General features: G+C 65.3%; 19 protein-coding genes. 12 read left to right on the top strand and 7 right to left on the bottom strand.

Features of this window, described 5'->3' with window-relative positions; all coding sequences use genetic code 11:
- Positions 1–81: 81 nt before the first annotated feature.
- From K1X41_RS12470 to K1X41_RS12445, 6 genes are all read left to right on the top strand, one after another.
- Entirely contained in the window at positions 82–1746 is a 1665-nt protein-coding gene (locus tag K1X41_RS12470; protein ID WP_132201907.1) for an amidohydrolase, read from the top strand.
- Positions 1747–1875: 129 nt separating this feature from the next.
- Positions 1876–3228, top strand: coding sequence for an MFS transporter (locus K1X41_RS12465; RefSeq protein WP_132201905.1), 1353 nt, complete (start codon positions 1876–1878; stop codon positions 3226–3228).
- Between the two features lie 104 nt (positions 3229–3332).
- On the top strand, positions 3333–4964 hold the full coding sequence (locus K1X41_RS12460) for a thiamine pyrophosphate-binding protein (RefSeq protein WP_220174759.1): 1632 nt from the start codon (positions 3333–3335) through the stop codon (positions 4962–4964).
- A 3-nt stretch (positions 4965–4967) separates the two neighbouring features.
- Positions 4968–5975, top strand: a complete 1008-nt coding sequence (locus K1X41_RS12455; protein WP_220174758.1) for a C-terminal binding protein — start codon at positions 4968–4970, stop codon at positions 5973–5975.
- Positions 5976–6156: 181 nt separating this feature from the next.
- Entirely contained in the window at positions 6157–7164 is a 1008-nt protein-coding gene (locus K1X41_RS12450; RefSeq protein ID WP_220174757.1) for a pirin family protein, read from the top strand.
- 61 nt (positions 7165–7225) lie between these two features.
- On the top strand, positions 7226–7543 hold the full coding sequence (locus K1X41_RS12445) for a GNAT family N-acetyltransferase (RefSeq protein WP_132201897.1): 318 nt from the start codon (positions 7226–7228) through the stop codon (positions 7541–7543).
- Positions 7544–7566: 23 nt separating this feature from the next.
- Here K1X41_RS12445 and K1X41_RS12440 read toward each other — a convergent pair whose 3' ends face one another.
- On the bottom strand, positions 7567–8367 hold the full coding sequence (locus K1X41_RS12440; protein WP_258566544.1) for an SDR family oxidoreductase: 801 nt from the start codon (positions 8365–8367) through the stop codon (positions 7567–7569).
- Positions 8364–9017, bottom strand: a complete 654-nt coding sequence (locus tag K1X41_RS12435) for an SDR family oxidoreductase (protein ID WP_220174756.1) — start codon at positions 9015–9017, stop codon at positions 8364–8366. Before K1X41_RS12435 ends, K1X41_RS12440 begins: the two co-directional genes overlap by 4 nt.
- 160 nt (positions 9018–9177) lie before the next feature.
- Between K1X41_RS12435 and K1X41_RS12430 the strand changes: the two genes are divergently transcribed.
- Both K1X41_RS12430 and K1X41_RS12425 read left to right on the top strand, forming a co-directional pair.
- Positions 9178–9648, top strand: coding sequence for a MarR family winged helix-turn-helix transcriptional regulator (locus tag K1X41_RS12430; RefSeq protein WP_220174755.1), 471 nt, complete (start codon positions 9178–9180; stop codon positions 9646–9648).
- A 14-nt stretch (positions 9649–9662) separates the two neighbouring features.
- Positions 9663–10496 (top strand): SDR family oxidoreductase, encoded by an 834-nt coding sequence (locus K1X41_RS12425; RefSeq protein ID WP_132201891.1) that lies wholly within the window; start codon positions 9663–9665, stop codon positions 10494–10496.
- Between the two features lie 112 nt (positions 10497–10608).
- Here the strand turns inward: K1X41_RS12425 and K1X41_RS12420 are convergent, their stop codons facing one another.
- The 3 genes from K1X41_RS12420 to K1X41_RS12410 all read right to left on the bottom strand — a co-directional run bounded on the left by K1X41_RS12420 (position 10609) and on the right by K1X41_RS12410 (position 12474).
- Positions 10609–11091, bottom strand: a complete 483-nt coding sequence (locus K1X41_RS12420) for a PACE efflux transporter (RefSeq protein ID WP_165875552.1) — start codon at positions 11089–11091, stop codon at positions 10609–10611.
- A 134-nt stretch (positions 11092–11225) separates the two neighbouring features.
- A complete protein-coding gene (locus tag K1X41_RS12415) occupies positions 11226–11867 on the bottom strand; it encodes a CueP family metal-binding protein (protein WP_220174754.1) in 642 nt (213 codons plus the stop codon).
- Between the two features lie 58 nt (positions 11868–11925).
- Entirely contained in the window at positions 11926–12474 is a 549-nt protein-coding gene (locus tag K1X41_RS12410) for a TetR/AcrR family transcriptional regulator (protein ID WP_220174753.1), read from the bottom strand.
- A gap of 140 nt (positions 12475–12614) precedes the next feature.
- On the opposite strand from K1X41_RS12410, the gene K1X41_RS12405 reads away from it, so the two are divergent.
- Positions 12615–13145, top strand: a complete 531-nt coding sequence (locus K1X41_RS12405) for an FBP domain-containing protein (RefSeq protein ID WP_166644226.1) — start codon at positions 12615–12617, stop codon at positions 13143–13145.
- On the opposite strand, the gene K1X41_RS12400 is transcribed toward K1X41_RS12405, so the two are convergent.
- Positions 13111–14523 carry an MFS transporter gene (locus K1X41_RS12400; protein WP_208107840.1) on the bottom strand — a complete coding sequence of 471 codons (1413 nt, stop codon included), beginning with the start codon at positions 14521–14523 and terminating at the stop codon, positions 13111–13113. The genes K1X41_RS12405 and K1X41_RS12400 overlap by 35 nt on opposite strands.
- A gap of 46 nt (positions 14524–14569) precedes the next feature.
- On the opposite strand from K1X41_RS12400, the gene soxR reads away from it, so the two are divergent.
- Positions 14570–15040, top strand: a complete 471-nt coding sequence (soxR, locus tag K1X41_RS12395; RefSeq protein ID WP_132201881.1) for a redox-sensitive transcriptional activator SoxR — start codon at positions 14570–14572, stop codon at positions 15038–15040.
- On the opposite strand, the gene K1X41_RS12390 is transcribed toward soxR, so the two are convergent.
- Positions 15037–17202 (bottom strand): heavy metal translocating P-type ATPase, encoded by a 2166-nt coding sequence (locus tag K1X41_RS12390; protein WP_396426481.1) that lies wholly within the window; start codon positions 17200–17202, stop codon positions 15037–15039. The genes soxR and K1X41_RS12390 overlap by 4 nt on opposite strands.
- A gap of 183 nt (positions 17203–17385) precedes the next feature.
- Here K1X41_RS12390 and K1X41_RS12385 point away from each other — a divergent pair, with 183 nt between their 5' ends.
- Both K1X41_RS12385 and K1X41_RS12380 read left to right on the top strand, forming a co-directional pair.
- Entirely contained in the window at positions 17386–18057 is a 672-nt protein-coding gene (locus K1X41_RS12385) for a hypothetical protein (RefSeq protein ID WP_220174752.1), read from the top strand.
- A gap of 80 nt (positions 18058–18137) precedes the next feature.
- Positions 18138–19064, top strand: coding sequence for a TIGR01777 family oxidoreductase (locus tag K1X41_RS12380; protein ID WP_132201877.1), 927 nt, complete (start codon positions 18138–18140; stop codon positions 19062–19064).
- Positions 19065–19175 lie beyond the last annotated feature (111 nt).

Genomic DNA, 19175 nt, shown 5'->3' with positions numbered 1-19175 from the left:
CACAGTAGACCGCTATGTGGTCACACTTCCTCTCGGAACATGCGTACGCTCGTATCGATTCACAACGAAGGAGTTCCCACCGTGCGAAAGCTCGCGTTTACCCAGGCCCCGGCCATTCAGGCGCCGACCATCGTCACCGCTGCCCAGATCCACACCCTCGATGCCGCAGGATCTGCCCCGGAGGCGTTCCTCATCATTGGCGATCGGATCCGCGCAGTCGGGTCCATCGCAGAGTGCCGCGCTGCTGCGGCCGAGGTGTCGGCGATGACCCCCGAACTCGTCGACCTGGGCAACACCACGATTGTTCCCGGCTTCATTGACGCCCACGCACACCCGCTGATGCTCGGGCAGATGATGAGCTGGGTCGACTGCGGCCCGGAGAAGGCCGGGTCGATCCCCGAAATCGTCGCTCTCCTGCAGGAGGCAGCACAGACATTGCCGGCAGGCCGCCCCATCCGCGGCTATGGCTACGAGCAGCGCAATCTCGCTGAGCAGCGCCACCCGCTGCGCCAGGAACTCGATCAGGTCGCAACTGACCGCGAGGTCTACCTCATGAACGCGTCGGGCCACGGCGGCGTGGTGAACTCTTACACGTTCGAACTGCATGGCGTCACCAAGGACACCCCGAACCCCAAGGGTGGCGAGTTCTTCCGCGATGCAGACGGTGAGCTCACCGGCGAACTCTCGGACGCGGCCTGCAACGTCCTGACGGGCCTCGAAGGCGTCAAGATCGGCCACCACGGACCGAACTTCCATCTCGCGGACGAGCCTGCCGAGCACAAACTGCAACTCGCGGCCGCCCAGGAGAACTTCCTCGCGGGCGGGGTCACCACGATTGGCGATGCCCAGGTCAGCCGCCGCGAGTTCGACATGTACCTGCGGCTCGCAGAGTCCGGCGACCTCAAAGTGCGTGTCAGCATGTACCTGCTCTCACATCTCCTCGACGAGGCGATTGAGATGGGCCTGCACGGCCAGTTCGGAAACGAGCACCTGAGCTTCGCCGGGATCAAGTTCTACTCCGACGGCACGCTCGGCGGCTGGACCGCGTACTTCCCCGACGGCTATGTGGGCGATCCCTGCCGCACGGGCCAGCTCTACCACGAGCCTGGCGACTACACGGAGCTGATCAAGAAGGCACACCGTGTTGGCCTGCAGACGGCCACGCATTCCCAGTCGCCGACGGCGCTCGAGATGGTCATCAGCGCAATCGAGGCCGCGCTCGCCGAGCGCCCCGACAGCGATGCGCGGCACCGCATTGAGCACTGTGGGCTGCCAACACTCGAGCAGATTGATCGCATGGCGAAGTCTGGCATCATGCCCGTCAATCAGCCCCAGCACCACTTCAACTGGGGCGAGGGCGTGGAGCAGGCGATCGGCACTCCCGGCGAGCGCTTCAACCCGCTCGGCGATTTCGAGCGCGCTGGCGTGCCGGTGACGATCTCCTCGGACGCCCCCGTGGCAGATCCGCGCCCGATGGAAGCGATCCAGGCTGCGGTGTCACGCATCACTCGCCGCGGAACCCAGCTCGGATCCGACGACCTCGCGGTCTCCCTCGACACCGCACTGCGCGGACACACGATCTCCGCAGCCCGCGCCCTCGGACGCGAGGACGAGCTCGGCAGCCTCGAAGTCGGCAAGCGCGCTGACTTCGCCGTGCTCGATCGCGATCCTTACGCCACCCCAATCCCGGAGCTTGCCGCAGTGGCAGTTGCTTCGACCTGGGTCGGCGGAGAGCGCGTGTACTAAGTTGCATCGGATCGGGGCGGCGCTGCGCCGCCCCGATCCGCCCCCGCTCTGGTGTCCCCCCGCACCACTGCACGCACCACCCCGATCACTTCACCCCCAGCCACACCGGCATCCAGCGAAGGAGCTCACATGTCAACAACTACCTCGGCAGAGCCGAATACTCACCGGAGGGCCCTCAAGGGCGGCATGGCCGCTCTCGTGGGCACCACGATCGAGTGGTACGACTTCTACGTCTACGCCACCGCGGCGGCGATCATCTTCCCGCACGTTTTCTTCCCCGAAGACCTTGATCCTGCGCTCGCTACGCTCGCGTCCTTCGGCACCTACGCCGTCGCCTTCTTCATGCGTCCCCTCGGTGGCATCATCTTCGGCCATATCGGAGACAAACTCGGCCGCAAGCCAGCCCTGACCATCACGCTCGTGCTCATGGGCGTCGCCACGACGCTCGTTGGACTGCTTCCCGGATACGCCCAGATCGGCATCTGGGGCCCGATCCTGCTCATCCTGTTCCGCATGATGCAGGGGCTCGCCGTCGGCGGCGAGTGGGGCGGCGCAAGCCTGATGGCTGTCGAAAGCGCACCCGCTAAGTGGAAGAACTTCTACGGCGGCTTCACGCAGGTCGGCAATCCACTCGGCGCGCTGATGGCAACTGGCGCGTTCTGGGCGCTCTCGGCCCTCGGCGAAGACGCTCTGATGAGCTGGGGCTGGCGTCTGCCGTTCATCTTCAGCATCGTGCTGATCGCTGTGGGCTTCTGGGTGCGCTACCGCGTTGAGGAGACCCCGGTGTTCGCCGCCAAGGTCGAAGGCCAGGAGCAGTCGACTCCGCTGCTGTTCGCACTCAAGAACAACTGGAGCCCCATTCTGCTCGGCTTCCTCATCATCGCGATGTCTTCAGGCGGCTACGTGATCGCCACCACGTTCGTGCAGAACTACGCGGCGACCCCGGAGATCGGCCTGAATGCCTCGGTGATGCTCGGCGCACTCACCATTGCCTCACTGATTGAAGCGCTCGTGACGCTGCCGATTGCTGCCCTCGGTGACAAGATCGGCGCGAAGACCGTCATGTACATCGGTATCATCGGTTCGTTCCTCGTGATCCTGCCGCTCGTGCTCTCGATTCAGTCGAAGAACATTGCGATGATCTGGCTGTTCGTGATCCTGATCCGCGTCACTCTGAGTGGCGCATGGGCGCCGCTGTCAACGCTCATGGCGCAGATGTTCCGTCCGCAGTCGCGCTACACGTCAATGTCGCTTTCGTACGGCATGGGTGCCGCGGTCTGGGGTGGGCTGTCCCCCGCCATTGCCTCGCTCCTGCTCGTATGGACCGGTGGCAACTTCTGGTCTGTCGTCGCGTTCTTCGGTGTGCTGACACTCGCCGCCTGGATCGGCGTTCGGTTCGCACCGCAGCACTCCGACACTGCACCGGTGACCGGCTCGTTCACGGCACGCACTGACACCACCGCCGTCAACATCACCGACTAGTTCCCCTTCACAACCGGCCCCGCCGCACCAAGGTGGGGCCGGTTTTTTCTCGCCCACTTTCATCTGAACCCACTGCTGTTACCGCACAGAACTTGAGGAGCATCATGCAGACCACACCTAAGCGCACGACCGGCTGGGTCGTCATGGAGACTCTCCGTGGCTATGGCATCGACACCGTTTTCGGTATCCCAGGCACGCACAACCTCGAGTTCTACCGCCCGCTCGGCGCGCTCGGGATTCGCCCCGTGACAGCCCGCCACGAGCAGGGTGCTGGCTATGGCTCTGACGGCTGGTCACTCCAGACCGGACTTCCCGGTGTGGTCGTGACCACCAGCGGACCCGGCCTGCTCAACGCACTCTCCGCAGCTGGCACTGCCTACTGCGAGTCGCGGCCCATGATCCTCATCGCCCCAGGCCCGGCCATTGGCGCCGAGTTCGCCGATGTCGGCACACTGCACGAGACGAAAGACCAGCTCAGCGCTGCCTCCGCAATCGTCGAGTGGGGCCGTCGCGTGACCTCGGCTGACGAGGCTGTCACTGCGATCCACGACGCATTCGAGCTCTTCGCCACTACGCGCCCGCGCCCGGTGTACATCGAGGTCCCCCTCGACGTCCTCGAGCAGGAAACCGAACTCGCTGCCGCGGCCACCGCCCCGCGGAGCTTCGCACCTGCGCCCACGGCTGATGCAGCGTTGATTGCACAGGCTGCAACACTCCTGACAGCTGCACAGCGCCCCGCCATTCTCGCCGGCGGCGGATCTCGCCGGGCGTCCGCTGCACTCCGCGCCCTCGCGGAACGGGTCGGCGCCCCAGTGGTTACGACGCTGAACGCGAAAGGGGTGCTCGACGAGCACCATCCACTCTCCGTCGGTTCGGCGCTGCGTCTCGCAGCGGGCCGCAGTGTCGCACAGGACGCAGACGTGCTCCTGATCGTCGGGTCAAAGCTGGGAGAGGCTGAGCTCTGGGTCTCGGAGCTCGCCGCCACTGGAAAAGTGATTCGGATCGACCTCCTCGAATCGCAGATCACGAAGAACCACCGCGCAGACATCGGCCTCGTCGGCGACGCGGCCGCGACGCTCACCGCACTCACCGCCGCGCTCGGCGAGGGCGAGCCGCGCGACCTTGCTGGTGCCGTCGGTGCCGTGAGCCAGGCCCGTGCCGCAGTGCGCGCGGAATCGCTTGAGCTTTCCGAGTCGAACACGAGGCTCGCCGAGGTCATTGCGGCTGCACTGCCCGAGGACGCCATCGTGACGACCGACTCCTCGCAGATCGCTTACTGGGGCCTGCTCAACACGCTGCGGGTCTCCACGCCGAACTCGACACCATACATGGCGACGTACGCGACGCTCGGCTACGGGTTGCCAGCAGCGCTCGGCGCGCGTATCGCCGCTCCCGAACGCCCGGCATTCACCGTGCTGGGCGATGGTGCACTCATGTTCTCCATGAACGAGTTCATCACCGTGGTGGAGCAGCGCGAAGACGTCACAGTCATCGTCGTCGACAACGGTGGGTACGCCGAGATCAAGCAGAACGAGCTGGACGCGGGGATCGCGCCTGTCGGAGTCGACCTCGTGCAGCCCAACTGGTCGGCAGTGGCCGACGCGTTCGGTGGCACGGGGCGCCGCGCGACCACGGCCTCCGAGCTCTCCGATGCCGTGACCGCTGCTGTTGCCGCCGGCGGATTGCAACTCATTCACATCGACCAGGCGGCCTTCGATGTCGCGCAGGGGGAATAACGTATGACCGACCTCACTTCCGATCCTCGCCCCGTCGCCGTCTACACCGACGTCGACGACACCGATCCCGCGATCGGGATCGCGCTTCTCGAAGCTGCTGGCTTCGAGGTGCGTGTGCTCGGCACACGAGATACTGCCGAGATCATCGCAGGTGCGCAGGACGCGTCTGTGCTGCTGCCTGGCTACGCCACTGTCACCCGCGAGATGATCGAGGCGATGCCGCAGCTGCGCATCGTGGCACTGATGTCGATGGGCTTCGACTACGTCGATCTCGAAGCCGCCACCGAACACGGCGTCTGGGTCACGAACGTGCCTGGTGCCGCTACCGAAGAGGTCGCGACCCACGCGCTCACCCTGCTGCTCGCGAGCTGCCGCCAGCTCGCCTTCTATCGGGCTTCAGCGAACCCGGCACACTGGAACGATCGCGCTGCGACCCCGCCGCCGCGAATGAGCGAGACGACGCTCGGGATCATCGGCCTTGGCAAGATCGGCCGCGAACTGATCCGCCTCGCGCGCCCGCTCTTCGGTGACGTGATCGGCTACGACCCGATGCTTCCCGATACGCCAGAGATCCGAGCGGACCTTGACGCGCTCGGGGTGCGCCGCACCTCACTTGAGGAGGTGCGCAGCAGCGCGAATGTGCTGTCGCTCCACCTGCCGCTCACGCCGGAAACCGAGCACATGGTCGACGCAGCGTTCCTCGCTGCGATGCCCGCTGGATCCGTGCTCGTGAACGTGTCCCGAGGTGCGCTCATCGATCACCACGCGCTCGCTGCGGCCCTCGACTCGGGCCAGCTCTCGGGCGCAGCGCTCGACGTGCTCGAGGCCGAGCCGCCTGCTGCCGATCACCCGATGCTCGGCCGCGACGACGTCGTACTGACTCCGCACATCGCATATTTCTCGGCTCGAACCGAGATCGAGTACGTGCGTATCCAGGCTCAGAACGCTGTCACGCTGTTCACATCAGGTGCCCCTGATTCCCCAGTGAACCGCCCGGTCGCGACCGCGTAGTTCCGTTCCCGGCCTCCCCCTGAGCGGGGCTGCTCCGCTCAGGCAGCGCACTGGCTCGCGCCACGTCTCCGTGTCACACTGGAGACGTGGCGCGAGCTGTTTCGTTGCGCGAGGGACGGGGGAGACCGAGCCCGGCGCCAGATTCGGGCAGCGGTTTCAGGCAACGGAATGAGGACGGGACATGACTGATCCGAATCGCACGCTGCAATTGCTCGCTCCGCGTGAAGTGCCGCTCGGCGGCTTGCGCGCGATGACCGTGCGGCGCACTCTTCCCCAGCGGGCCCGGTCCTTCATCGGCGCGTGGTGCTTCCTCGACCACTATGGTCCTGATGACGTCTCTCGCACCGGGGGTATGGACGTGCCTGCCCATCCGCACATCGGGTTGCAGACTGTAAGTTGGCTCTTTGCCGGCGAGATCGAGCACCGCGACAGCGCCGGCTTTCACGCATTCGTGCGTCCGGGAGAGCTGAATCTCATGACGGCTGGCCACGGTATTAGCCACTCTGAGCGATCCACGGACGGCACCACGGTGCTGCACGGTGCGCAGCTCTGGATCGCACTCCCGAAACACGCGGCCAATGTCGCGCCAACGTTTGCTCACTACGAGCCGCCGCTGGCGCATGGGCCCGGTTGGATCGCACAGGTGTTCCTGGGTTCAGTGCTCGGATCGACCTCTCCGATCGTCACCCACTCGCCGCTGCTCGGTGCCGAGCTGCAACTCGTGCCAGGCGCCGTGTTGGAGATCGACGTAGCGCCCGCCTTCGAACACGGGATCCTCGTAGACAGCGGATCCGTGGCGGTCGAACGCGTCGCCGTGGCTGCGGCGACCACGCTGGAACTCGTGCCAGACGCACTCGGCTTCGCAGCAGCCGGAGCCAACCTGCTACGCCTCACGGCGGGTGAGGCCGGTGCGCGACTCCTGCTGATCGGCGGCGAACCGCTGGGTGAGCAGCTGATCATGTGGTGGAATTTCCTCGGCCGCGACCATGAGGAGATTATGCGTGCGCGCGCCGATTGGCAGGCACAGCTCGCTGCCGTTGGCGTGAGTGATCCCTCAGGCGAGGCGAGCGGACGCTCGCAGCCCCTCGCGAGCAACCCAGAGCGCTTCGGTCTCCCCCACCCCGAGCCAGATCCCCCGTTGCCAGCCCCCGCTGCGCCCGTGGCACGACTCATTCCGCGCCAGCAGTAGCCACCGTCCCGCGTGTTCACGTCTCGCTTCCTTCATTCACCAGTTCCTCTCAGGAGAACACATGTCCGAACAGATTCACGTCCAACACGATCCGCAGGGATCGCGCTTCACAATCACCGTTGACGGCACGATTGCAGGGTTTGCGGAGTACCGCACCCGAGCGAAGGGCACCGTCCGCGATTTCATGCACACGGAAGTGGACCCCTCGTTCGGGGGTCGCGGCCTCGGGGGCACGCTCGTCTCCGCTGCGCTAGAGAGCACCCGTGACGCTGGCCTCACCATCATTCCCCGCTGCCCATTCGTTGCAGCGTGGCTGCGCAGGCATCCCGAGTTTGATGGCACCATCGCGTGGCCTGATAGGCCAGCGTCGACGTCGTAAATCCCGCGCCGGCTCGACGAGGCTTAGCCGCGCGGTCCGCCCGCGACATAGAGCACCTGGCCGGAGACAAACCCGCTGTGTGGGCTTGCAAAAAAGGCGACCGCGTGAGCGATGTCCTCCGGAGTGCCCACACGGCGCACTGCAGTGGCCGCGGCCTCGCGTACGACAAGTTCGTCGAATCCTATGCCGAGCCGATCCGCGACGGCGCGGGTCATATCGGTCACGGTGAAGCCCGGCGCTACCGCGTTCGCGGTGACGCCGAAGCGACCGAGCTCGAGCGCAAGGGTCTTGGTGAACCCTTGAATGCCGGCCTTTGCTGCTGCGTAGTTTGCCTGGCCCGCATTCCCGAGCGCTGACGTGCTCGACAGGTTGATGATTCGCCCCCAGCCGTGCTCGACCATGTACCCCTGCGCGGCACGGCTCATGAGAAATGCACCGCGGAGGTGCACGTTCATCACGGTGTCCCAGTTGTCCACTGGCATTTTGAAGAGCAGGTCATCACGCAAGACCCCGGCGTTGTTGACCAGAATCAGTGGTGGCCCGAGGCGCTCAGCCACCGCAGCGACGACAGCCTGCACGCTCGGCTCATCACTCACATCGCACCCGAACACTTCAGCGTGTCCACCTGTCTCGCGGATCAGCTGTTCGGTGTCCGCAGCGCCGTCAATGTCAACGTCGCAGAGCGCGACCCGTTCGCCCCGGCTCGCGAGTTCGCGGGCGATTGCTCGCCCCAGCCCCTTCGCTGCTCCGGTGACGATCGCCGAGCGAGCGTGTGGGCTCCCCGCCTGCGCCGGGGTGGACTGCACTGGGGTCGATTGGCTCACGCAGCCGCTCCGGAGATCGCGTCCGCGATCGGGGTGTCCCCATCAATAAAACGGATGGTGCGGCGCACCGTTGCGGGGTCAGCAAGCGTTTCGGCAATCACTGACGCGACGTTTGCGCGCGATACCGTTGCGGAGGCTCGTGCGGTGGTGTCGATCAGCCCGGTGCCCTCGTCGTGGGTGAGCGTGCCCGGTCCGAGCACCGTCCACTCGAGTTCGGTGCTGCGCAGGTGCTCATCGGCAGCGGCCTTCGCTTGCGCGTAGGCGAAGAATGAGTTGTCCTCTGGGACCCCGTGATCGAGCGAGGCGCCGAAGTACGACACCATGACGAAGCGTGGTACGCCAGCGTAGGCCGCGGCGGTCATCGTGCGGATTGCGGCATCCTGATCAACGGCTCGTGTTCGTGCAGGGTCACCGCCGCCAGCTCCGGCGGACCACACCACTGCGTCGTGGCCGACGATGAGCTCGGCGAGCTGATGCTCATCGAGCTGCTCAATGTCTCCGACGTGCGGTGTGGCACCAGTTGCCGCGACTTCTGCCGCGTGATCAGGATTGCGAATCACCGCTGTGACGTGGTCCCCCCGCTCGACGAGGAGCGGCTCGGTCAGGAGTGCGATGCGGCCGTGGCCGCCAAAGAGAATGATGCGTGCCATGTCTCCACACTAGAACTGATCGCTCGAGAGAGAAAGGGGAGAAGCCTGGCCGTTCACTCAGGATGCCGGCGCAATCGCACACCGGAGTGCGTTGGCATGCGTGCATCTCCCTGCTTCACACATAGTTGCCTGAAGCAACTACTGAGCGTACACTCAAGACATGGATGAGGACCAAGCCAACGCTCCGGACACCGGCGCGATGCTGCTCGCGCTCACGCGCTTCATTTCACACTGGACCTCACTCGAGTTCCAGCGCAGCGTGATGCTCTCAAGATCGGTTCGGCTTGATCCCACCGCCGTTCGTGCGCTCTACATTCTCGGTCGCGAAGGCGGCACGGCCACCCCGAGCGCCATCGCCGAAGCAACACATCTCAGCAGGCCTTCGACTTCAAAGCTGCTCGCGCGCCTCGCCGATTCCGGCCTCCTACTGCGCAGCACTCAGGAGCAAGACCGCCGCTCCGTGACCGTCACCCTCACCGCGCTTGGCCAGTCGACGTTTGACGAGCTGTTTGCCGCGGGGATGGCCATGATCGACGCGGCCACCCGCGATTGGACTCCAGCCGATCGCGGGCACCTTAATCGCTTGCTCCCTCGCTTCATTGCCGACCTCACCCAGACCCCACCCCAGTGAAAGGAATATCCACCATGTCACGCACCTACGTTGTCACCGGCGCAGCATCCGGCATCGGCAAGACCACCACGCAAATCCTCCGCGCTGCCGGCAACACTGTCATCGGAGTGGACCTCGCCGGCGTCGAGGTCTCAGGAGACCTCTCTCACCGCGAGGGACGCCTCACCGCTGCCGCTGAGGCCACACGCCTCGCAAACGGCACCGTGGACGCAGTCATTGCCTGCGCTGGACTGTCGATTCCGAAGCCCGTCACCGCCGCGGTGAATTACTTTGGTATGACGGAGTTTCTCGAGGCCATGCAGCCAGCGCTCACAACGTCCCCGGCGCCTCGCGTGGCGCTCATCTCTTCAATGGCATCGCTCCAGCCCGTTGCACCGCCGCTCGTCGAAGCGCTGTTGCAGGACGACGAACAGGCGGCGCTCGCGATCGCCGAGCAACTCGCGGGCGATCCTCAGACAGGAAACCTCATCTACTCCTCGTCGAAGCAGGCGGTGTCTCGCTGGGTCCGCCGCGAAGCCCCGAAGGCATTGTGGGCAGGGGCGGGAATCCCGCTCAATGCGGTTGGCCCCGGTACCGTGATCACGCCAATGACCCAGGAGCTTCTTGCGAGCGAGGACGGCCGGAAACTGGTCGATTCGGTGGTCCCCATGCCACTGAATTCCCACCAGGCGCCGGAGAGTATCGCGAATCTGCTGATCTGGCTCACGTCTGTCGAGAACACTCACTGCTGCGGGCAGACGATCTACTGCGACGGCGGGGCAGACGTCGTGCTGCGCGGGGACGACATCTGGTCGTGGAACGAGGCGGGGATCCGCGACACCTTCGCCAGAATTCAGGGGGCGCACTAGCGCGCCACGCGTTGCAAGGAATCGGCTCGGGCCTGCAGCATGGGCGAACGCCCGAGCCGCGTCACTTCGGGTGAGCTCAGCGCATACTGAGCCCACCGCGGCGAAGCTGACCTCACTTCGCAGAGGCTGGCAACCCGAATGCGCGGTCGAACACCCAGGTATACACGACTGTGAATACCAAGAAGAACACGAGCAAGCCACCCTCAATCACGAGGGCTTCGAACACCGTGATGCCCAGCATCAGGGCCACGAGCGGAATGGTGAACAGCAGCACACCGCCCTCGTACCCGACCGCGTGGAGCGCGCGCACTCGCACACCGCGCCCGGTAAGTCCGCGGCGACGCTCGAATGCCTCGAACATCGTGTTCCACGCATAGTTCCACACCGTCGCTGTCGTCGATACCAGGATTGCGGTCAGCGTTGATTCACTTCCTCCGTGACCGAGCAGCGCACTGAGCACCACGACCGTACACACGATACTGAGGCCCTCATACCCCGCGACGAAAACGACGCGGCGCAGGATTGGACGCGCTTGGAAGAATCTGAGCTCTTCACGGACGGGAAGAACGGAACGGGTGTGGCCTCGGGCGGTCACGGGTATCACTCCAACTCACCGATGTGCGGAATGCTCAATGTGAGCACTCAAGAAACGCGGTTACGGTGGTGCAAAGATCATATCACAACGAATTTAGTCGCTCAAGCAACGAAAAGGTGCGAAATTCGTTGAAGCTACGAAACCTGAAGCGTGGTCAGACACGTGGGGTCTTCGGCTCCGGTGCGCACGGTCTGGGTGCCCGTGTCCCCAGCCACGGTCACCTCAACAACGAACTCACGATCTCGCGGCAGCCACACGCCCATGAACCCGTTGTCCCCCGTGCGCGCAGCACGGTCAACAACCACGTCGCCTGTCGCCGCATCGGTGACTCGCAGCTGCGCATCGACTCCGCGCAGCTCCCCGAGACAAGACGTCGGCACATGGAACGTGCACGGGTGCGTCTGAGTGCGGTACGGTGCGAGCGATAGATAGAACTGATCGTCAGCGATCGGTACGATGATTTCACCCGGCTGATCTGGCTGGATCCGCACCTCGGTCGGCATAATCGTGGCCATCAGCTCAGCCGGACGATCCGCGACCGCCAGCGCATCCAACCCCTCGGCGAGTGCGGTCGAGTCCTCAGCATTGAGACCGAGGTTCGCGAGCGTGGCCAACGTGCCCGCAACACTCTCTGCGACAGAACCCGGAGCCACTGCGGCGGATCCGGCTCGAGCCCCAGCATCCTCCCCAGTTGGCGCGCATGCTGAGAGCAGCAGCGCCGCACCAAGGACGGACACGGTCACAGCGGAGCGCAGTGGCGTAGCAGCAATACCCATACCCGGTATCGTTCCAGTCCAAGCTGAGGACAAGCTGCGCTCGGGGACGTGCGCAGCGCTACCCGCTGACCACACCGGGGGAAGACTCCGCGATAATCGCCGCTAGCCGCTCCACGCCGTACCGCTCTGGCGCAATCCGCTGCGCCCCGGCGAGTGCTACCCCGAGCAGCACCGCCCGCTCCGCCCCGACCTCAGTCACCTCGGGAGCCGCGTCACACAGCGCGCCCGTGAGCTGCGAGAGCGTTTCGGCGAACACCGCGGCAAACTCCGGACTGCGCAGCGCGTGAGCCCAGGCGTCGGCCCAGATCCAGAGCTCAGCACCCTGACTCTGGTCGAGATGGTTCGCAAAAAACTCGGCGAGCGGATCCACCTCGCGGTGCAGCATCGCACCGGAAAACTCCGCGAGATTCTCGGAGACATACCCCCGCCACGCCGTCGCCACAAGCTCCTGAACGCTCGGGAAGTGCTGATGGATCAGGCCGGGTGATCCCCCCAGCTCCTGCGCCACCGCACGCGCGGACACCGCCCCGAAGCCATCGCGGCGGATCACCCGAAGCGTGGCATCCACGATCGCGACGCGACGCTCGTCGCGGGGCAGATAGGCCATGAATCCTCTTTTCGCAGTGATACATGCAGCCTATCCCACAAATCTGTACACTTGTACAAATTGGAGCGAGTAATCCGCTTTGCGCCTCGCTAGCCGTGACCGCTCCGACCCTCTTCGCCCCAATTCCAGAAAGGAATACTGTGCACGCGCACTCACTGACCACGCTCCGCTCCGCGCTCGGAAATGTCGACGCGGCCACCCGCCGCACTGTTCGAATGCCCCGGCGCCCCCTCCGACCCCCGCTCGGTGAACGTGACTACCTGGGCTGGCGCGATCCGAGCGCCCCACAGCGCGGCTACCTGTTCATCGAGCGGGCAGGTACTCCAACTGGGATCATGCTCACCACGACCCGCACGCGCATGGCCCAGGGGCGAGCGGTGATGTGCGAATTCTGTCGCCTCCCGCGGCGTTTCGAGCAAGTCGCACTGTTCACGGCCCCCACCACCCCGCGCCGCGGCGCACAGTCCACGATCGGCACTTACCTCTGCGTCGACCTCGATTGCAACGCCAGGGTCAACCGGCTCCAACCACTCACGCCGCTCGATCCCCCGGCAGAAGAACTTGTCGCAACGCGCCGTGAGCAACTCGCTGAGCGATCCACCGCCTTCATCACGGAGGTGCTGCGCCAGGCAGCACTCAGCGGCGCGGCCGGGTCGCTGCGATCGCCGTAGCGATGCCGCACACCGTGAGCGCGGCAATGCCCAGGATCAGCCACCGGGCAGACCCGACCGGATCGGCGCCGAGCAGCAGGAGGTTTCCCGCGAGCGCGGAGGTCAGCGTGAACGCGATGAGCTGCGTCGTGCTCACCGCGGCAGCAGCCTTGGCTCCCTCCCGCTCATCCGCAGTGCTCCTCATCGCTGCGACCGAGAGGTGGGGGAAGGCCAGGCCGATTCCACCCCCGGCAATGAAAAGCACACTCGCCCACGCGACAACGACCCACGGGCCAGGATTCACCATCTGCAACAATCCATACGCGGCAAGACCCGCTGTGAGGAGCCACGGCGCGAGCCGCACGAGCCTCCGCGCGGCACTCCCGCTCGCATTCACACTGAACAGCTGGGTGCCGACCCAGCCGAGCGAGAGCGCTGCCCCGATAATCCCCGCAAGCATTGGCGAGACGCCCCCGACCTGCTGCGCAAACAGCGGAATGAAATTCTCGGACATGACCCCCGCGCAGAACACTGCAACAGTCAAGTAGACCCACTTCAACGGGTTTCCCCGCGTGTACGTGAGCCGGGGCAGCACTCCATGGGGGTGCCTGGCGTCACACACCAGGAACAGCGCGAGGAGCAACAGGCCGGACCCGATCGCGATCCACATGAGTACCCCGGCGAGCATCGCACTGACACTGAGTGCGGCGGCGGCTGCGGCGAGCGTCACCATCGGGAGCACAGGAATGGGTGCTGGCTCAGACAGTCGCGCAGGAGCCGATGGCAGCGAGCGCAGGGCCACCAGAATCAGCAGGAGCCCGCACACCGAGAGCACGCCGAAGCCCAAGCGCCACTGCCCCAGCTCGGCAAATCCTCCGCCCAGCACAGGCCCGAGCAGCGCACCCACGCCGAACATGGCGGAGATCACCCCAGTCGCTCTCACCCACAGACGCTCAGGAAGCGTGCTTCGAATCGCGGCGTAGCCGAGCCCGGAAAGCATGCCGGCCCCGAACCCCTGCACCGCGCGCCCGCCGACGAGGTATTCCATAGCTGGGCTGAGGGCGCAGATCGATGTGCCGAGCGCAAAGATGCTGAACGCCAGTGCGTACATCTTGGCCGATCCAGCGAGCGCGAGGAGTCGTCCGACGAGCATCGTCGCAATGACAGCCGTGATCAAATAGGCCGTCGCTGTCCAGGCGTAGTACCGGGCGCCGCCAATATCAGCGACGACCGTTGGCAGGAGTGCTGCGGTGAAATAGAGGTTCATCGCGTAGAGCCCAACACCGCTGGCAAGGACCGTAACGACAGGTGCGTGTGCCGGGCTCAGCAGATCACGCCAGCTGCCCGGCTGAGTCTGCGAAGCGAGAACGGGGGCTGGGGAAGTGTCTGTTGGGTTCACGCCTGCTACCCTAAAACTTCAAGTCAACTTGAAGTCAAGGAGCACGATGGTGGCCACGCCGAAAGATCTCCTCACAGTCGGGGAGGTCGCCCGCCGCTCCGGCATCGCGCCCAGCGCCGTGCGCTATTACGAAGCAGAAGGCCTGATTGCGTCGATCCGCACCGCAGGCAACCAGCGCCGCTACCCACGGTATGTGTTGCGCAGGATCGGAATCATCCTTGCATCGCGCCGCTTTGGTGTCCCACTGAGCGAGGTTGCCACCGTGTTCACGGAGCTCCCACACGACCGCATGCCGGGCAAGAGCGACTGGCGAAAAATCGCGGGATCCTGGCACGAGAAGCTGGAGGCCAGGCGCCGTGAACTGGAGATGCTTGAGGAGGAGCTCACCGGATGTATCGGCTGCGGATGCCTGTCACTCAACACCTGCCGGGCGCTGAATCCGGGCGACCGTCTCGCGGCAGAAGGACCGGGGCCGCGGCGCATCGGCCACGACCCAGATCCCTCCCACTCACGCTAGCGAGAACTCGGCCCTTCACCCAGGATTTCGCGCGTCACAACCTCCGGCCGGAGATCGAGCCGACGTAGCAGCTGCGCATTGAGCGCCACCACGACGGTCGACAGTGACATCAGCACCGCGCCGACCGACATCGGCAGCACGAAGCCAATCGGCGCAAGCACGCCGGCAGCAAGCGGCACTGAGATCAGGTTGTACCCAGCGGCCCACCACAGATTCTGCTGCATCTTGCGGTACGCAGCGCGGGAGAGCTGAATCACGGAGAGCACGGAGCGCGGATCATCGCTCGCGAGGATCACCCCGGCCGAGGCAATCGCCACGTCGGTTCCCGCACCGATCGCGAGCCCGACATCGGCCTGTGCCAGTGCCGGGGCATCGTTCACACCATCACCGACCATCGCGACGCGGCTTCCATCGCGCTGCAGCTCGTGCACCTTCGCAGCTTTGTCTTCTGGCCGAACCCCAGCGAAGACACGATCGATGCCGAGCTCGGCCGCGACCGTGCGCGCCACGGCCTCGGCATCGCCGGTGATCATGACGACAGTGACACCGAGACGGTGCAGCGCAGCGACAGCCTCACGAGACTCCGGTCGGATTTCGTCGCTCAACGAGAGTGCACCAATGACTTCGCCGTCGCGGAGCACATGCAGGATGATCGCGCCCCGTTCCCGCCAGGCAGCCACGGCAGCAAGCTCCGCTGCGCCTTCCTCGGTGAGCAGATGCGGACCACCGACCCGCACGACGGCGCCAGCCACCGTTGCGGTGACGCCGACGGCGGGTGACGATGAGAACCCACTCGCGGACGCGATACGCAACGAGCGCTCCACGGCCGCGCGCACGATCGCTCGTGCAAGCGGGTGTTCGCTGTCGTGCTCCGCAGCTGCGGCAAATGCGAGCACCTCGTCTTCCGTCCACTCCCCCACGGTCACAATCTCCGCCACCGTCGGCTCGCCCCTGGTGAGGGTGCCTGTCTTGTCAAACAGCACGACGTCGACGCCGCGCATGCTCTCAAGCGCCAGTCGGTCTTTCACCAGCACTCCGCCACGAGCGGCACGTTCCGTCGCGATCGAAACGACGAGCGGAATCGCGAGCCCGAGCGCGTGAGGGCAGGCGATCACCAGTACGGTAATCGTGCGCACGACAGCCTCATCGGGCAGACCGAACAGGGTCCAGGCAATCGCGGTAAGCACCGCAGCGCCAAGCGCGAACCAGAACAGCCACCCGGCAGCCGTATCAGCGAGTCGCTGAGCGCGCGAGGACGAGTTCTGCGCTTCGCTCACGAGGCGCTGAATCCCGGCGAGTGCTGTATCTTCGCCCGTCGCAGTGACTTCGACGCGCAGCCCTGAGTCGGTCGCAACCGTGCCCGCGGTCACTCGGTCGCCGACCGTGCGCGTCACCGTGCGAGACTCGCCTGTCACCATGGACTCGTCCATCGCGACGCGTCCATCGACAACTCGGCCGTCAGCTGGGACGCTGCCGCCCGGTCGCACCACAACGATATCTCCGACGCGCAGTTCAGACGGCGAGACCGCGAGGATCTCATCGCCCGTCACTCGCTCAGCCGTGTCGGGTAAGAGCGCCGCGAGCGAATCGAGCGCTGAGGTGGTTTGCGCGAGCGAGCGCATCTCAACCCAGTGTCCGAGCAACATGATCACGATCAGGAGGGCGAGCTCCCACCAGAAATCAAGTTGATGATCGAGGAGCCCGAGTGTTGACCCCCACGAAGCGAGGAACGCCACCGTAATGGCGAGGCCAATGAGCAGCATCATTCCTGGCTTGCGGGCGCGGAGCTCTGCGACCGCTCCAACGAGGAACGGACGTCCACCCCAGACGTACATCACGGTCCCGAGAATCGGAGAGATCCAGGCAAGGCCGGGCACGTCGGGGAGCTGATAGCCGAGGATCATCGCGAACATCCCCGACAGCGCGGAGGTGGGGATCGCGAGCAGGAGCATGATCCAGAACAGGCGCCGGAACTGCGCGACATGGTCGCTGTGTCCGCCGTGACCGCTCATACTGTGGCCGTCATGGCCCCCATCCATGTCATGCCCAGCGTGCGAATTGGCACGCTCATGATCGACATGCTCGGTGGCTGGGCCGTGACCGGCCTGCGCACCGCTCATATCGTGGCCAGTGTGCGTATCGTGCGCCTCTGGATTCGTCATGGTGATCCCCTCTCCGCCCGCTTGGAGCATCGACACCCACAACCGTATACCCTGCGGGGGTATTCCTGATCTCGGGTCTCAATTTCCCCGCGACCGATCACTGCCAGTCTCTCCCGCGCCGTCGCGGGAGTCCAGCGCTCGGCTATGGTGTGAAGCATCACCACGGATCCACAGAGGGAGCACATGACTCGGGAGTCGCCGCTGCAGCGCGCGCTGCACATCGCCGGAATCATTGGCGCAATTGTGCTCATCGTCGTGGTCATCTGGCTCGACATCGCAACTGGGGTGTGGCAAGATCTCGTGATCCTTTCCGGCTTAGCCGCAGGTCTCGTTTCATTTCTCCTGACCGTGCTCGTCATCGATCGCATGGTCGCCCGCTCCAACGCGAGGCGCTGGGCGCCTGTCACTCGGTTGGCGCTGACTGAGATCCTGCACGACGTGGCAGACGATGACGAGAGCGAGATCGCCAAAGGAATCATTGTCGCGCGTACGATCCCGCGCCTTGATTCCACGCTTCCCCAGGAGGCCTGGCCAGCGGAGTTGCATGCACTGCGGGACCTTGTTGTGGCCGAGCGCGCCGCACTGGCTGACGCACTGAGCCGCTGGGTAGAGTTCCTTGCGGCGAGCGCGGATACCACCGACATCCTGCAGCACGTCGCAGGGATTGGTCTGCAACTGGATCGCGTGCGGGATGGTGCACTCGAGGTGGAGGTCACGCCGAGCGCCGCAACCTACGCCGCACTCGACACGGAGATCGCGACGTGTAACCAGCACTTCGCCGATCTCACCGCTGAACTTCAGGAGCGACTGCAGGAGTCAATTCCCGGCAGGAAAGGCCGGGCCCACCGGCGCTAGTCCCGCCCAGATTGCAACGCCCGAGCTTCACCCATGCACACCGTATAGCCTGGGCGCAACCAATGGAGGGAGGTGTGCGCATGGGCACACCCGAAAAGGTTGTCGTGGCTGGGTCATCAGGGTTGATCGGAAGTGCGCTCGGAGCCGCACTCCGAGCAGACGGTCTCAGAGTCACCCGGCTCGTGCGGCGCGCACCACAGGCCGCGGACGAAGTGGAATGGGCGCCAGGTGCTGCACCGTTAGACCCCGGCGTACTCCAAGGCGCGCGGGCTGTCGTGAACCTGGGCGGCGCGAGCATCGGACGGCTTCCGTGGACCCGCACGTACCGTTCCGAACTCGTCGCGTCGCGGATCGCACCGACCCGCACGCTGGCCGACGCGATCCGCGATCTGGGCGCCGATGCCCCGGCATTCCTCTCGGCTTCGGCCGTTGGCTTCTATGGCGACCGGCCTGGTGAACTCCTCACCGAGGCGTCGGCGCCCGGATCGACATTCCTGGCGGAGCTCTGTGCGGAGTGGGAGGGTGCCGCACGGGAGGCGGGACCCGCTGCCCAGGTGACGCTGCTGCGCACCGCGTCGCTCCTGCACCCCGCCGGAGTGTTGAAACCGCTCATCGCTCTCACGAAGCTCGGAGTGAGTGGGCCACTCGGCTCAGGAGACCAGATCTGGCCGTGGATCTCCCTCACGGACGAGGTGCGCGCAATCCATCACCTGATAGACCGTGCGGGCACTGACACAGCCGTGACAGGCCCCGTCAACCTCAGCGGACCGACGCCGGCGAGCGCCCGCACAATTGGACGCGAACTCGCGCAGCGTCTGCACAGACCATATATCGTGCCTGCCCCAGCATGGGCGCTGCGCACTGTGCTGGGCCGCGACGCAGCTGACTCACTCCTCCTCGCAGATGCGTCCGTCGCTCCAGACGTGCTCACCCGGTCAGGGTTCGCGTTCGCGCATCCCACTGCTGAATCAGCGATTGCTGCCGCGCTCACTGCTCCTGGAGCGTAGTCCCATATCAACCCAGGGGTGGTATCTCCGCCTCGTCCGGCACACTAGCGTCAGACTCAGAGGAGCGCAGACGCAGGGACCCCGCTGACGTAGGGCAGCGAGTGCGTCCCT

Origin of the sequence: Leucobacter luti (assembly GCF_019464495.1) — a bacterium.
Lineage (GTDB): Bacteria > Actinomycetota > Actinomycetes > Actinomycetales > Microbacteriaceae > Leucobacter > Leucobacter luti_A.
Note: the sequence above shows the minus strand (reverse complement) of the source record. Positions and strands in the feature narration are given on the sequence as shown.